Annotated in this window: 12 protein-coding genes; 3 read left to right on the forward strand and 9 right to left on the reverse strand. The window is 39.1% G+C overall.

Going from position 1 to position 14,301, the window contains the following annotated elements:
• Positions 1–14 precede the first annotated feature (14 nt).
• Both HQK88_04210 and HQK88_04215 read left to right on the forward strand, forming a co-directional pair.
• Positions 15–575, forward strand: coding sequence for a hypothetical protein (locus HQK88_04210; GenBank protein MBF0616007.1), 561 nt, complete (start codon positions 15–17; stop codon positions 573–575).
• A gap of 20 nt (positions 576–595) precedes the next feature.
• The gene (locus tag HQK88_04215) at positions 596–2,398 is read left to right on the forward strand and encodes a thiamine pyrophosphate-binding protein (GenBank protein ID MBF0616008.1); all 1,803 of its coding nucleotides are present in this window, start codon (positions 596–598) and stop codon (positions 2,396–2,398) included.
• A gap of 113 nt (positions 2,399–2,511) precedes the next feature.
• On the opposite strand, the gene HQK88_04220 is transcribed toward HQK88_04215, so the two are convergent.
• The 6 genes from HQK88_04220 to HQK88_04245 all read right to left on the reverse strand — a co-directional run bounded on the left by HQK88_04220 (position 2,512) and on the right by HQK88_04245 (position 9,316).
• On the reverse strand, positions 2,512–3,711 hold the full coding sequence (locus HQK88_04220; GenBank protein MBF0616009.1) for a class I SAM-dependent methyltransferase: 1,200 nt from the start codon (positions 3,709–3,711) through the stop codon (positions 2,512–2,514).
• 154 nt (positions 3,712–3,865) lie between these two features.
• Entirely contained in the window at positions 3,866–4,834 is a 969-nt protein-coding gene (locus tag HQK88_04225; protein MBF0616010.1) for an SPASM domain-containing protein, read from the reverse strand.
• Positions 4,835–4,927: 93 nt separating this feature from the next.
• Positions 4,928–5,947, reverse strand: a complete 1,020-nt coding sequence (locus tag HQK88_04230; GenBank protein ID MBF0616011.1) for an SPASM domain-containing protein — start codon at positions 5,945–5,947, stop codon at positions 4,928–4,930.
• Between the two features lie 37 nt (positions 5,948–5,984).
• Positions 5,985–7,031: an NAD-dependent epimerase/dehydratase family protein gene (locus HQK88_04235; GenBank protein MBF0616012.1), complete on the reverse strand. Its 1,047-nt coding sequence runs from the start codon at positions 7,029–7,031 to the stop codon at positions 5,985–5,987.
• Between the two features lie 69 nt (positions 7,032–7,100).
• Positions 7,101–8,249: an FkbM family methyltransferase gene (locus HQK88_04240; protein MBF0616013.1), complete on the reverse strand. Its 1,149-nt coding sequence runs from the start codon at positions 8,247–8,249 to the stop codon at positions 7,101–7,103.
• A 26-nt stretch (positions 8,250–8,275) separates the two neighbouring features.
• The gene (locus tag HQK88_04245; GenBank protein MBF0616014.1) at positions 8,276–9,316 is read right to left on the reverse strand and encodes a glycosyltransferase family 2 protein; all 1,041 of its coding nucleotides are present in this window, start codon (positions 9,314–9,316) and stop codon (positions 8,276–8,278) included.
• Between the two features lie 173 nt (positions 9,317–9,489).
• Between HQK88_04245 and HQK88_04250 the strand changes: the two genes are divergently transcribed.
• Positions 9,490–10,128 (forward strand): glycosyltransferase family 2 protein, encoded by a 639-nt coding sequence (locus HQK88_04250; protein MBF0616015.1) that lies wholly within the window; start codon positions 9,490–9,492, stop codon positions 10,126–10,128.
• A gap of 51 nt (positions 10,129–10,179) precedes the next feature.
• On the opposite strand, the gene HQK88_04255 is transcribed toward HQK88_04250, so the two are convergent.
• From HQK88_04255 to ilvB, 3 genes are read right to left on the reverse strand one after another with little or no spacing between them, the layout of a single operon-like run.
• Positions 10,180–11,751 carry a B12-binding domain-containing radical SAM protein gene (locus HQK88_04255; GenBank protein ID MBF0616016.1) on the reverse strand — a complete coding sequence of 524 codons (1,572 nt, stop codon included), beginning with the start codon at positions 11,749–11,751 and terminating at the stop codon, positions 10,180–10,182.
• A gap of 42 nt (positions 11,752–11,793) precedes the next feature.
• Positions 11,794–12,279, reverse strand: a complete 486-nt coding sequence (gene ilvN / locus HQK88_04260; GenBank protein ID MBF0616017.1) for an acetolactate synthase small subunit — start codon at positions 12,277–12,279, stop codon at positions 11,794–11,796.
• 13 nt (positions 12,280–12,292) lie between these two features.
• A complete protein-coding gene (gene ilvB, locus HQK88_04265; GenBank protein MBF0616018.1) occupies positions 12,293–14,026 on the reverse strand; it encodes a biosynthetic-type acetolactate synthase large subunit in 1,734 nt (577 codons plus the stop codon).
• Positions 14,027–14,301 lie beyond the last annotated feature (275 nt).

The raw sequence follows: 14,301 nt of genomic DNA on the forward strand, positions 1-14,301 counted from the left end.
GGCTGCTGACATATTTGAAAACAATCGTGTGGGACAATGATGACGTGTTAAATGACCTGATGCGCCAGTGGTTTAACTTAAAGTGGCTTGCGGAAAATCATAACTGCCCGGTTTGTTATGAGGAGCTTACTGAAAATCCTCCGCACCGGATTCTTGGCGTTACTTTAACACAATACCTACAGTCTCTGGATGAGTTCAGGGTTTCACAAAAGTATGAGGATATGGAGCCCGTGCGAGAGGTAATGGAGTGGTTTAAGCGTCATGGCGAAAGTTTCAGACACATTGCACTCACTGCAACATCCTTTGCTTGTGCCCACATTTCAGCCTCATGGGTTATTAAGCACTATGGAAAGTGGATACGCACTTTTCACTTTATACCGGCTATGAGACCAAATGAGGGCTATCCGGTGTATGACACGGATAAAGCCTCCTTTCTAAAGTGGCTTGACAAGGACTGCACTATTGTTGATGACAGTATAACAAACATAGCAGACAGCAACGGTGTTTTATTTCCACGTCCCTGGAATGGAGCCACAACGACTATAACTGAAGCACTTGATGCTCTTTTACAGTAATGATGGGAGGGTAAGCGCTGATAACAAAACTTTCAGACTATGTGATTGACCTGATTAAAGGCTTCGGAGTCAATCATGTCTTTATGCTGCCCGGTGGCGGCTGTATGCACCTGGTTGATTCTGTGGGCAGAAAAATTAACCACACCGGATTTCTTCACGAACAGGCGGCTATCATTGCCGCCGATGGCTTTGCCCAGTACAACAATGATGTAGCCGTTGCTCTTGTTACAACAGGCCCCGGAGGCACTAACGCTATAACCGGAGTCACTGCTTCATGGATAGATTCAACACCGCTTGTGGTGCTATCGGGGCAAGTTAAACGTAAGGATTTGCTTTTTGGCAGGGGACTGAGACAGATGGGTGTTCAGGAGGCAGACATTGTCTCTATGGTAAAACCCATTACAAAGTATGCTGTCACCGTTATGGAACCTGATGAGATTCGTTATCATATAGAGAAGGCCTTCTATCTTGCAAAGACCGGTCGCCCTGGTCCGGTTTGGATTGACATCCCGCTTGATGTTCAGGGAGCTGGCATCAATACTGAAAATCTCAAAGGTTTCGAGCCTGACTCAGAAAGGTATAAGGTAGAAAAAACAGTGCTAAACTCTATGCTTGAAAAAACTATAGAGCTACTAAATAACTCAAAGCGGCCTGTAATTTTGGCAGGAAGGGGTATCAGGTTTGCTGAGGCTCAGGGGGAATTTCTATCGCTTGCAGAGTTTCTTAAAATTCCTGTCCTTGCCACATGGCGGCTTATGGATATACTGCCTGAGGATAGCGATTTGTATTTTGGACGTCCCGGCTCTATTGCCTCACGCGGGGCAAATTTTATCCTCCAAAATTCCGATTTTCTGCTAACTATTGGCGCCCGGCTTGACCTTCCGCAGGTTGGATACAATTATCGCGACTTTGCCCGCAGCGCTAAAAAAGTTATCGTAGATATAGATGAGGCTGAAATCAGAAAAATTGATACAGAAATTGCAATCCCAATAGTAACAGATGCAAAGGAGTTTCTAAACAAGTTCATACATAAATTACACCTAATAAAACACACGGAGCGCTCAAATTGGCAGCTTATGTGTAAAAAATGGAAAGAGGCGTATCCGGTAGTGCTGCCAGAGTATCTATCACAATCAGAATACGTCAATACATATGCCTTGATAAATACGCTATCAGATCTTCTTACGGAAAATGATGTGATTGTACCCGGATCTTCAGGCAGTTGCGCAGAAATAACCTGTCAGAGCTTTAGGGTTAAGAGGGGCCAGCGGGTTATTAACTCCCCGGGGCTGGGCTCGATGGGGTTTGGACTTCCTCAAAGCATAGGGGTAGCTATAGCAAGCAGCAGACGCTCAATTTGTATAGTGGGAGACGGCGGCCTTCAGCACAACATCCAGGAACTCCAAACCATGAAACGCCTCAATCTGCCCGTAAAACTGTTTGTGCTAAACAATAATGGATATGCTGCTATCAGAAACACTCATAACAGGTTTTTTGAAGGCCGGCTTGTTTGCTGTGATCCCTCAAGCGCTCTGACGCTGCCCGATACGTGTAAAGTTGCCCGGGCTTACGGACTGCCCGCTGTAAGAATATCCGATCAGAGAATCCTAAAACACGAGGTCACTAAGGTTCTCGACACAGATGGCCCTGCGGTGTGTGAGGTGATGGTTGACCCTGATTTACAAACCGCGCCCAGACTGTCCTCTATGGCAATGCCGGATGGCACTATGGTCTCTAAACCGCTTGAGGATTTGTGGCCTTTCTTAGACAGGGATGAGTTTCTTGCTAATATGAGTGTAACTTCTAACGGAGACTCAGGATAGCAAATTTAATGCAAGCTTTATTCTATTGCAGGCAGACCAAATTGATTAACGTAGTCTCTCTTAGATGACTATATCTTAATACCACTTAAAAGTGGTATTGACAAATGGATTCTCTAAAACATACCTTCACTGTATATTGTTATTATTTCATTATTTAATTTCAGAAATTCTTTAATTTGATGGACGATTTCATCCTGACAGGAATATGTTGATATTAATATTGGAGATTCATCTTTAATATCGCAGGGTAACTTTATTTCTATTCCTTTTACTTTCTTGCCTGCATATCTTGTATTTGAATCAACAAAATACAGTACTTTTGAGAGATCCAAACCTGACGCAATAAGTCTTTGGGTATGAGTGCCTACTCCCCATACAATTATTTTATTTTTATTTAATAATTTGTTTTTGATTATTGATTTTACTTCTAAATCAATAATGGAACATTTAGTTATATAATCTCTTATCTTTAATTCACTAATATTATCTCTAATCATTGTAAAGTTATTTTCATCTGTTTTTTGTGATAGCATATGAATGTCAGGATGTATCGTACGATTTAATTTGCATTCGTTCTGTTGCATTTTAAGTATTTTAAAATGGAAAATAGATAAAAGATTTTTTATAGAATATTGTGAAAAATAATTGATATGTTCGATGCTAAATTGCTGAAAAGGCGCTGAAATGTATAAATCAAATCTTTCTGCGTCAGGCACTTCTATAAATAATAATCCATGGTCTTTTAATAAAGAATAAATCTTCTGCATTGAATTGTTGCAATCAACCAGATGTTCTAAAACAGACGATAAAATAATTAAATCAAACTTTTCATCAGTATCGAAGCTATAAATACTATTGACAGTTGCTTCTATATTATATAATTCTTTTATAGTTTTTACACAAGAAGATGAGGGATCGAGTCCTAACAGATTTAGGTACCCATTTAACTTAAATAAGGATAATAAGCAACCTGTTGAACACCCTATATCTAATATTCTTGCATTTTTATCGTTCAAATGCGGAATTAAGAAATTAACAATCTTTGTAAACATAACAACGTACTCATCTGAAACAATGCCATCGCTATAATTAAACTCATACTTAGACATTTGTGCGTAATAATTGTTAAAATCGGCCTGCGAAGGAATTCCCTCCGCATATACAAAGCCACAATGATTACAAACAACAACATCATAACTTTCTGATAAAGAAAGTACCTCATTACCAAACATCTGAGTATAAAGATGAGATTTCTCAGGAAAGGAACAAATAGGACAAATCCTCTCATGCAACGCTGTTTTTAAATTTAACATTTAGCCTCCATTTTAGCAGAACAAGCTATTTTTTGAATTTACTAAGAATCATAGAAATATTGTATAATCTCTTGCGGACTCCTTTATCAAAGCTGCTTCATCTTGAGTTTCTGAAGCCGGACAGCCATGCTTAAATTTCCTGAAGAAAGTATTTTTATGATAACAAAGATACGGTATCTATATCATCTTCTTTGGGACATCTGAATAACGTTTCGCAATTTTTACAACTGCTGTTTAGATGTCTCATGCCTTTAAGATGGAGTTCCTGAAATATTTTCAATCGTTCTCCGAGCCATATACTTTTTAAGGATTGCTCTTTTACATTTCCGACTTTCGTCTGTTTGTTCCAGTCAACGCAGCAGCATACGACATCACCATCAGAGGTTATAGCCATAGTATAAAACGGATAAGGGCATGTTTTTCGTAAATTTCTGGTAATTTTTATTTTAAGATCAGGCTTGTCTGAATATAAATTATTTAATAAAGGATGTTCCTCGAAACCATTCCAATTCATCGGTTCTTCAACAACAGCCTCATCTGCTACGTTTCTGTAATAATTTATGAAATCCTGATTTTCGTCACTAAAAGTGTCTATCATTTTTGCATATATAAATAAATTATTTGCCTTTTGAGAATCACGTATTTTCCGGAGGTTCAAAACATTGTCTCTGATTCTTGTTACCGGAATTTGTGATTTTGTTAATTCAAAATGCTTTTTCTGAAAAATAGAGGAAACTGAAACACGGAGATAGAGTGCACCAGAATAATTTTTACTGACATGAACTAATTTCTCTGAAATATCCGGATAGAGCATTGTGCCATTTGTTGTAATTTCTATTCGCTCGCTGATGTTAAAGTTGATCGCCTTTTCAAGCATATTGAGAAAATTTGGGTTTAAGAAAGGTTCACCGATATAATAGAACTTCAAACTCTTTATCTGACCCCAGGTCTTCAGCTCATCTGCGATTTTGTCGAATAGATCCATATCCATATGGCATAATTTACCGGCGTGTTTCATGAAATCCGGCAAATGTCTGGCGCAAAATACACATTTATAATTACAATAATTAGTTGGATCAATATTAAGTGTAAAGGGCATCTTTAATGGTATGATATCTTTCAAATATTTCCTATTGTAATTCTGTAATTGAGAATATGGCACTATATTTAGATTCATAGGATCACCTCGGTATTTACGCTCAGATAATATAAGTATTCAAATATCGTATAATATCTTAAGTCTATCTGCATCATTACTCAAAATATCCTCAGAAGACATTCTAAATTTGAATATATTGCAATTTGCACAAAACTCACCTGCATTCTCAATTCCATCAAGCATCCGACGTCTAAACTTTTTAAATTGCTTACCGTTCCATATTTCACGTACTGATTTCGTATTGCAATCATCTATAATTATTGGGTAAGGAATAGCACAGCAAGGTGCAACTTTCCCATCAGGCATAATTTGCATCTGGAAAAAAGGTTTTGGACAAAATCTAACTACAGAAACCGGTAAGCCAAACTGAGTAACTGATGAATCTGTAACACCTGATAATTTTCCATAGTCCACGCCAGGAACTATAGGAACGGTATGTTCAACTGCAATGGTATCGCAAATATCCCCAAACATCTTGTAAAACCTTTCCTCATCCTCCTTGTCCTCAAGCGCAGTATCCACAACCTTGATATATAAGTGTGCTTTTTTTTTGTTATTATAAAAATAGCGTATATTATCAACATGTTTCTCGAAATCAATGACTACACCGCTTACATCCTTATATTTTTTTTTTGTAGTTCCCTGTATTGATAAGAGCAATCTTGAGAGCCCGGCCTCAGTAAGCGCATCTGTCATTGCAGGGGTTAAAAGAGATGCATTTGTCGCGATTTCAACTGTATTTGCTACATTTTTTAAAACCGCATATTCAACCATCTCTACGATATTATTGTGTAAAAGCGGCTCGCCCATTCCTGCAATACGCAATATCTTCAACTTATTTGGAAATAAGGCTGCATCGTCTATACATTTCTTATATAAATTAATGTCCAAACTGGTTTTATCGCAAACAAAACCACGATTCGCTTTCTCTACAGAAAACAGGCAATAGTTACATTTAAAATTACATGCATGTATTGGAAATATGAGCAATAAAAAGGGGGTGTCTAAAGGCAGGACCTCTGCAAGTGCCACTCGTTTACCACCCGGCGTTTGCCCGCTGACGTTTCTTGCTTTCAATATTACCCCCTCTCGATTATTAACTTGTGCACTTATATTAAAAACTTCTTATAGTTCTTAAAAAACCCTCTTTTACACTGAACGATGGCCTCCATCCAATCCCGATTATTTTGGCGATATCCATATTTCCTCTTATTATTTTGCTTTTTATGTAGTTAGAATCTTTTGGAAGTTCCTTTTGTATAACCCTGAGATTCTTTTCCGGGAACAGGCTTACAAGCATTTGAGCTAGTTCCATAATACTTGTTTCCTCACCAGTCCCGATATTATATGCATCCCCATTTTCCCCTTTAAATAATACAGTAAAAAAACCTGCTACAGCGTCTGCCAAATAACAAAACGATCTTATAGCTGTTCCATCACTATACAAAGTAATGTCCCTGTCATTAACGATATCTGCAACAAAATCACTAAACACCCGTCCATCGTCAAGCTTCATCCCAGGACCATATGTATGAGTAGGTCTTATGATTTTTACACAAATATCGTACTGATGATGCCAGCTTATACACATATTCTCTCCCATCCGTTTGCTTTCAGCATAGCAAGAACGCACCTGCAAGGGATCCAAAGGTCCAAAATAATTTTCTCTTGCAGGAATCATATCTGAGGGAAGGTCACCATAAACGTCACCGCTGCTAAAAAAAAGAAATGCCTCTACACCTTTGCGCCTGGCATATTCAAGGAGGTGATATGTGCCTATAACATTAGGACATAGCGTTCCTACAGGGTCATTACCATAATACTTTGGGCTTGCATTACTGGCAGCATGAATGATATAGTCAATTTTTTCTGTTATATTTAACGGATTACATACATCCTGGATTAAAAAACTCAGATCAGGCCTGCCAATATAATGCTCGAATCTTTTTATCGCATATTCTTTGTTTCTTGCTAACACAATAACCCTGCTTTTTAAATCAGAAGGTAGTTTCTCGTTTATGAATAATATAGTTTCTATCATATAAGCAGGCAGAAAACCGTTTCCACCTGTAACCAGAATGGTTTTGCCTCTAAAACACTCCCACTCAAGTTTCACAGATGAAATAAAGTGTAAGTCCTCTTCAATAATAGGATGTCTCATCAGTTGTCTACCCTTATTTAAACCAAAGTTAACCGCATTTTACAAGAGCCGGGTGTGTATATAGTGGTTTCATATTGTTGAATAAAGCACAGTATCCGTGATAAACGATGTGTAGTTACGCAAAAATAAATTATAACCCAGCTTTAAGCTTTCAACAAAGAGAGGAATGTCCCAAATGTGGTTTGGCAGGTGGTAAACGCTTATGGCAAGGTCGGGTTTGCTTTCTCTTATGAGTGCCTCAGCGCCTTGTAGCGCTTCTAACTCTGCCCCCTCCACGTCCATATTGATAAGGGTTGGATTAAACCCGGGTATTACCTTATCTAATGCAACACACTGAATGACCGATTCCCCTTCTTCTGAGATTACACTGATAGTCCCGTTACCCCCCGCAAAACGAAATTGAGTATTATGGCTAAAGACACCGCACGGAAAGGCAACAACACTTCGTGCCAGTTGAATGTGGTTGAGGCACAGGTATTGAGTTAGAACGTCAAAATTTTTCGGGTCGGGTTCAAAGCAGACGATTGCCTCTGTTTTACCATGCAGGTTATTAAGCAGCCTAACCGTATCGCCGTCATATGCCCCGCAATTTATAAAGCGTGAAACTCCTTTATTCAATTTAATATCAGGCGAAAAATATTGTGATTCAGGAACATCGGCAGGGATTCTAACCGGTTTTCTCTGCATATGTGTTTGAATAAAGCGAACATATATTTCACGGCTCAGCTCATCCTTAAAAAGATCAAAGGAGGCAACAATTTTATCTTTGTTAACTACATAATAATCAAACCCATCCTTTCCAATTCCTGTCAGTGCATCATGACACAGATGATACTCATATATATCAGTTGCCGTTATTATATTTTTAAATCCCAACTGGAGCAGGCAGTTGAATATCTCTTCATGATATTGCGTCTTTCCTACGGTTACTACCACTACTGCATTTTCCTTTTCATCATTGGTTGGTGAAAAATCAAATGGTGAAAACGCAGGCACACCGCAACAAGCATCACCGGATTTAAATTTGATGTCTATCACAGCATGTACTTTAAGCTTATATCGTTTTAAAATAAAAACTGAGAACCCTATAAAACCTCTGCCTCCACCGTAAAGTATTATTTTTTTATTACCAAGCAAATTATGTACACAGTTTGTTGGATTATTAAATAAAGAGGGATGGTCAAACAATTGAAGGAGTCTTTCTCTATGGTCTTGCATATCTTTCCACCTGTTCAATGATAACACTATCCCCTTGATTTGTCTATCACTAAGGGGGCAGGAGTGATCTTAAATATCTTTTCCTGAACAAATCGGTATATATGTCTCATCACGATATACACAGGTCTTGGAATAAAGATCATGGGTAAACTTATTAAACGGAGTTTCCATGAAAATCTGACAAATATAGTCAACATGTCTTTATAAAAAGTACCTTTATTAAATATTTTCCCATGGCCTATAAACATCATTAGAAACCTGTAACCACCTTGTTGTTTGAAAGGTGAGGCCATAGTTAGCTCCCTCAGTTTTGGGTCATGGATGATTGAACAGCAATATATCCAGTGCCTATACCATGAAAGAAGAGTAATAGGGGAGGCTCCCAGAAGATTCCTGATGACTATCAATTGTTCCGATACATATACAGTGAAATTTTCTCTGACCGATTTGTCAATAATTGCAAAATGGGGATAAGAATATGGGAAGAACTTATAATTTTCTATAAGGCACTGGGAATCATATTTTTCGGTTCTGTAAATAAATCCAGGGATAAAAGACAAAACATAATAATAATATATTCCTTGTTTAATTAAATCCATAGGATTGCCTCTTATCCCTCTTTGTGTATCAAAGAGCCCGGGGGAACCAACTATAATAATATCATAAGTACCGTAAATTATCGCACCAATGACATCAGAGACTTCTGTAAAATCAAAAGTGTCATCATCACATAATATCCATGTGTACTCCATATCCGAAATTTCAACAGCACGGGCATAATTCCCCGCGCCACCTATATTGTGTTTATGTCGAAAAATTGCAATGTTTCTGAAAAGATGGCTGTACTTTTCACATACCACAGGCGTATCATCCGGTGAGCAATTGTCTAAAACTGTTATCTTACAGTCTTTAAATGGACTACTTAGGAGTTGGCGCAGGGTTTCATCTAAGTATGAGGCCCTGTTGTAGGTAATTATCGTGATGCCGAGTTTCTCTTCTACCACTGTTTTGCAAAATAGCAGCAAGTGGGCTCTTTTGTCAAGAACATTTTTTACAGAGTTCTGCATACGATCCATGGTGAGAGGACAGACTTGTTTTCTTCTTATACTTAGGGTAGTATAAATATAGGGTGATTAGTTGTTAATGTTAATACAAGCAAGTGCTGTCCGATTTGTTATTGACAGAGGTGGCTGCTATCTGCTTATTTCATACACTAATGGATTAACGAGGGGTGTTGACCGTGCTTGAAGAGAAGCTCGGTATATCAATTATAACTTACAACAGGGACAAATACCTTGACCACACCTTGTCGAGCGTTTTAAACAGCATTTTTAAAAAATGCAATATAACAGTCTATGACAACTGCTCCACAGATGAAACACAAACAGTATGCGAAAAGTACAGGAGTTTGTTTTCAAACTTTGTAGTGATTCGGCATAGGTTGAATATTGGAGGCAGCGCTAATTACCTTCGTGCGGTGGAAAATTCTGACACTGAATATACATGGATATTGGCTGCTGCCAATGATTACGACTTTGAAGACGTTAGCGAAGTTGTTACAGCAATAGAGGATGGTACTTACGATATGATTGTCGTTGGTGATCAGCAGCCAGGTGAAGCTAGGAATGTGCAATGGAGATGGAATCAGCGTGGTGTTGGTAAAAAAGCAAAAGAATTACACATGGAAGGGATGAAGTACTTTTACCATATTAATTCTGTTCCTTGTATTATTTTTAAGACAGAGCTTTTTGATTCTGTTTGCTTACAAAGAGGTTACGAGTGTTTGTCCTGTAATTGGCCCAACGCTGAATTTATAAATAAATCAATAAGAGATAACTTCAAAGTATATATTTGCAAAAAATATCTGATATCTGGATAACTATTTACCTGCGGCCTGTGTAACGAGCACCGTATCGGATAACCCTTTACTTTATAAAAAGAACCGCTTAATGCGGTCATGTATTTTAATTAATTTAACGAATAATCTGTAATTCCACGGATATAAGAACAGTAACAATAATTTCCTGATAATATTATATGCAGAGGATAAGGGATAGAATCTTCGTTTGCAGTTTTTGCAAAAGATATGCCATGTTGTAGTGAATAAACGGGTTGTGTCAAAGTTTTTATACTCTAATCTTTCCTTACAATATGGGCAGCATACTATAAAACTATCTTTTTGTATCAGCTCAGGAACAACGTATTTGTTATATTTCCATGAATATCTATAGATTAATACAGACATTCTATAAAAGTCATTATCGTCCATTTGAGTCATGTTTATAATTTCAAATAAATGGTTCTTTACGAAATCAACACTGTCTTTAATGAGTCCTTTTTCGATACAATAACGATATAACATGCTGTTTGGAAAAGGTAAAATGAATCCAAGCAATATACCGGCTTCTATGTGTGTACGCCAGAACTCAAGAGTTTCCTTAGCAGTGTCAAGAGTTTCTTTCACATCGCCAAAAATGAAATTGCCCTGTATTGATATTCCGCAGTCCAACGTCATATGAATCGCGCTATGTATTTGTTCCTGAGTTATATGTTTTTTCATGCTTTTTAGTACAACAGGGCTATAGCTTTCAAATCCATAACTTATTATAAAACATCCGGATTGTTTCATAGACTTAAGGACTGTCTCATCTAATGACTCAACCCGCATCTGACAACCCCATTTAATATCCCATGATAATGTTTTTGTGAAATCCTTAAATCTTTCGCAAAACTCTAATATCCTGTCTGAATTATATGAAAACAACTCATCATAAATCCCTACAATATTTATACGGTATCTGGGAATCATAAGTTTCAGTTCCTGCATGATGGAGTCAATTGAGCGTTGCCTGTATTTATCACCTAAAGGATGATAACAAAACGTGCATGAGTATGGGCACGAACGGGACGATACCAGAGGATATTCCCTTGGAAAATCATAGAGATTATAATAATATGAATCCGATGATCTCAGTGAGTCCAGATGGTGGCTGAAATCGAAACTCTCATAATCCGGCATCGGTAATGAATCAAGGTTTTCTCTCTGTCTCCGTCTTCCGTTTAAGATAAACTCTCCGTTTTTGTAGTAACCAAGACCTAAGACATTAGATAAATCCATCCCATTATCCAAACAAGACAGAAGCTCTGTGACTGAATCCTCACCCTCGCCGACAACAGCATAATCAACGCCCAGGTGCCGGCTCATCAGTTCCGGGTCAGATGTGATAATACCACCACCGGCAATTATTTTCTTACCGTTTTCTTTTGCTAAATTCGTTATATCCTTGATATTGTGATATTGAAAAGATAGTCCGCCTGTTGCAACGAAATCGTAATTGTTCTTATTTAAGAGGTTCATCATGCCATTTTTACCCTTAAACACAAGGCAATCTACCTCATGGCCGGCAGACTTCAACGCTGCTGTTATATAAGAGAGCCCTACGGGGAAAATAAAATCTCCGCCTCCAATGCCAATATCAGGCGAAACGGCCAGTATTTTCACACACTATCTCCCTCTTGTTGTGGAAAATTCTGAATTACACTGCTATTGCCTGATTTTTTCTCTAGCGATAGCAATCTTACCGGAGCGTACAAATTCCTTTACACCCATAGGTTTCATAAGTTCTACAAAGGCCTCGATTTTCTTTTCATCTCCGGTAATTTCTATGGTGTAAGTTTTTTGGCTTGAGTCAACTACCCTGCCCCGGAATATCTCGGCAAGCCTCAAAGCCTCTGCCTTTAATTGTGCCGGAGGAGTTATTTTAATCAGTACCATTTCTCTTTCAACGTGTTCAACCTCGAAGAGATCCTGCACTTTTATGACGTCAATTAGTTTGTTCAACTGCTTTGTAATCTGCTCGACAATTGCCTCCTCACCCTCAGTAACAATAGTCATAACAGATATTTTAGGGTCAAGGGTTTCACCAACAGAAATACTCTCTATGTTGTATCCGCGGCCACTGAAAAGTCCGGCTACGCGGGACAGTACTCCAAACTTATTTTCTACCAAAATCGAAATAGTGTGTCTCATGTCCCTTAGCTCCTTATTTTATAACTTTTAACTTTTTTTCTTCTTTCTTAGGCTCTTCATCAAAAAGCATCTGGTCTATCGGAGCGCCTGCCGGTACCATTGGATAAACCTTCTCCTTCCAGTCTATGACAAAATCCATAAACACTGGCTTCCGCACACGCAGCGCCTCCCGTATAACAGGCTCAACGTCAGAGGGTTTCTCTGCTCTGAGTCCTACCGCTCCGTAAGCCTCTGCGATTTTTACAAAACTTGGCACCTCGTGCAGATAACTGTGCGAGTACCGCTCGTTAAAAAACAACTCCTGCCACTGTCTGACCATACCGAGATAATGATTATTTAAAATAGCCACCTTTACCGGCAGATCATATATGACCGCCGTGGCAAGCTCCTGAATGTTCATCTGAATACTGCCGTCTCCGGCTATATCTATTACGGTTTTATCGGGAAACGCCACCTGTGCCCCAAGGGCTGCCGGAAAGCCGTAACCCATTGTGCCAAGTCCGCCTGAGCTTAAAAATGTCCGCGGCTTTTTGTATTTAAAGAACTGGGCTGCCCACATCTGGTTTTGCCCTACCTCGGTGGCTATTATAGCATCCCCTCCGGTTGCCTCATAAAGCTTCTCAATAACATACTGCGGCTTTATGATATTTTCGTCAAACCGGTAACTAAGCGGCCTTGCCTTTTTCCACTCATCTATGTGTTTAATCCATGACTTCCTGATTTCCTCCCACTGCGGCTTGTCCGTTTCCTTAAGTATCTGATTAAGGGTAAACAGCACTTTTGTTGAATCGCCAACTATTGGGATATCCACATCCACATTCTTTCTTATAGACGTTGGGTCTATGTCAATGTGGATGATTTCTGCATTAGGAGCAAAGGCATCTATTTTACCTGTAACCCTGTCATCAAACCTCATTCCAACGGCAATTAGGAGGTCTGACTCCTGAATGGCCATATTGGCGTAGTAGGTACCGTGCATACCGAGCATTCCAAGCGACAGATGATGGTCGGTGGGAAATGCGCCTATTCCCATAAGTGTGGTAGTGACGGGAATATCCGTAAACTCGGCAAAAATTCTCAGCTCATCTGAGGCCCCGGAAAGTATTACTCCGCCTCCGGCGATTATAACCGGTTTTTTTGAACGGGTGATTTTTTCTGCCGCCTTTTCTATCATCCACCGGTTGCCCTCCATAGTGGGGTTATAGCTTCTTAAGTTAAGTTTGTCCGGCCAGTGGAATTTTCCCGTAGCGGCAGAGACGTCTTTTGGTAAATCTATGACAACCGGCCCGGGTCTGCCTGATGAGGCTATGTGAAAAGCCTCCTTTATTGTATAAGCCAGGTCATTTATATCTTTGACAAGGTAATTGTACTTACAGCAGGGACGGGTGATTCCAACAATGTCAGCCTCCTGAAAGGCGTCATTTCCGATAAGCATTGTGGGCACCTGACCAGTTAAGACCACAATTGGGATAGAGTCCATGGCAGCTGTTGCAATTCCTGTAACTGTGTTTGTAGCGCCCGGGCCTGAGGTAACAAGAGCAACCCCCACCTTGCCGGTTGAGCGGGCATAACCGTCTGCCATATGCGTTGCCCCCTGCTCATGCCGCGTTAGAAATAACTTTATGTCCTTGGCATCATAGAGAGCATCAAAAATGTTTAAAACCACCCCGCCCGGATAACCAAATATGTGCCTTACCCCTTCTTTTTTTAACGACTCAACTATTATCTGTGATCCTGTTGCTTTCATTCCTTTTACCTCTCTCTATACGTACTTTCATACTTTTTTTAACGTTAGCGTGTATTAAAGCATATTTTTAATGATAAGGTAAAGTAATCAAGAGAGTTTAAGAGAAAGGGAAAGGGCTTTGCCCTCTCCCTTAGACCTTCTCCTACAAGGAGGCTAGCCTCCTTGACCTCAGGTTTTTTGTCAGCGATTTGGTGGTTTAGTATTATGTTTTGTTTGTATGATTGTGATTTTAAGTTTTTTAACCGGCGTTCCGCCGCTTAAAAAGTTTCACAGGG

The sequence above is a fragment of the Nitrospirota bacterium genome (assembly GCA_015233895.1).
GTDB lineage: Bacteria > Nitrospirota > Thermodesulfovibrionia > Thermodesulfovibrionales > Magnetobacteriaceae > Magnetomonas.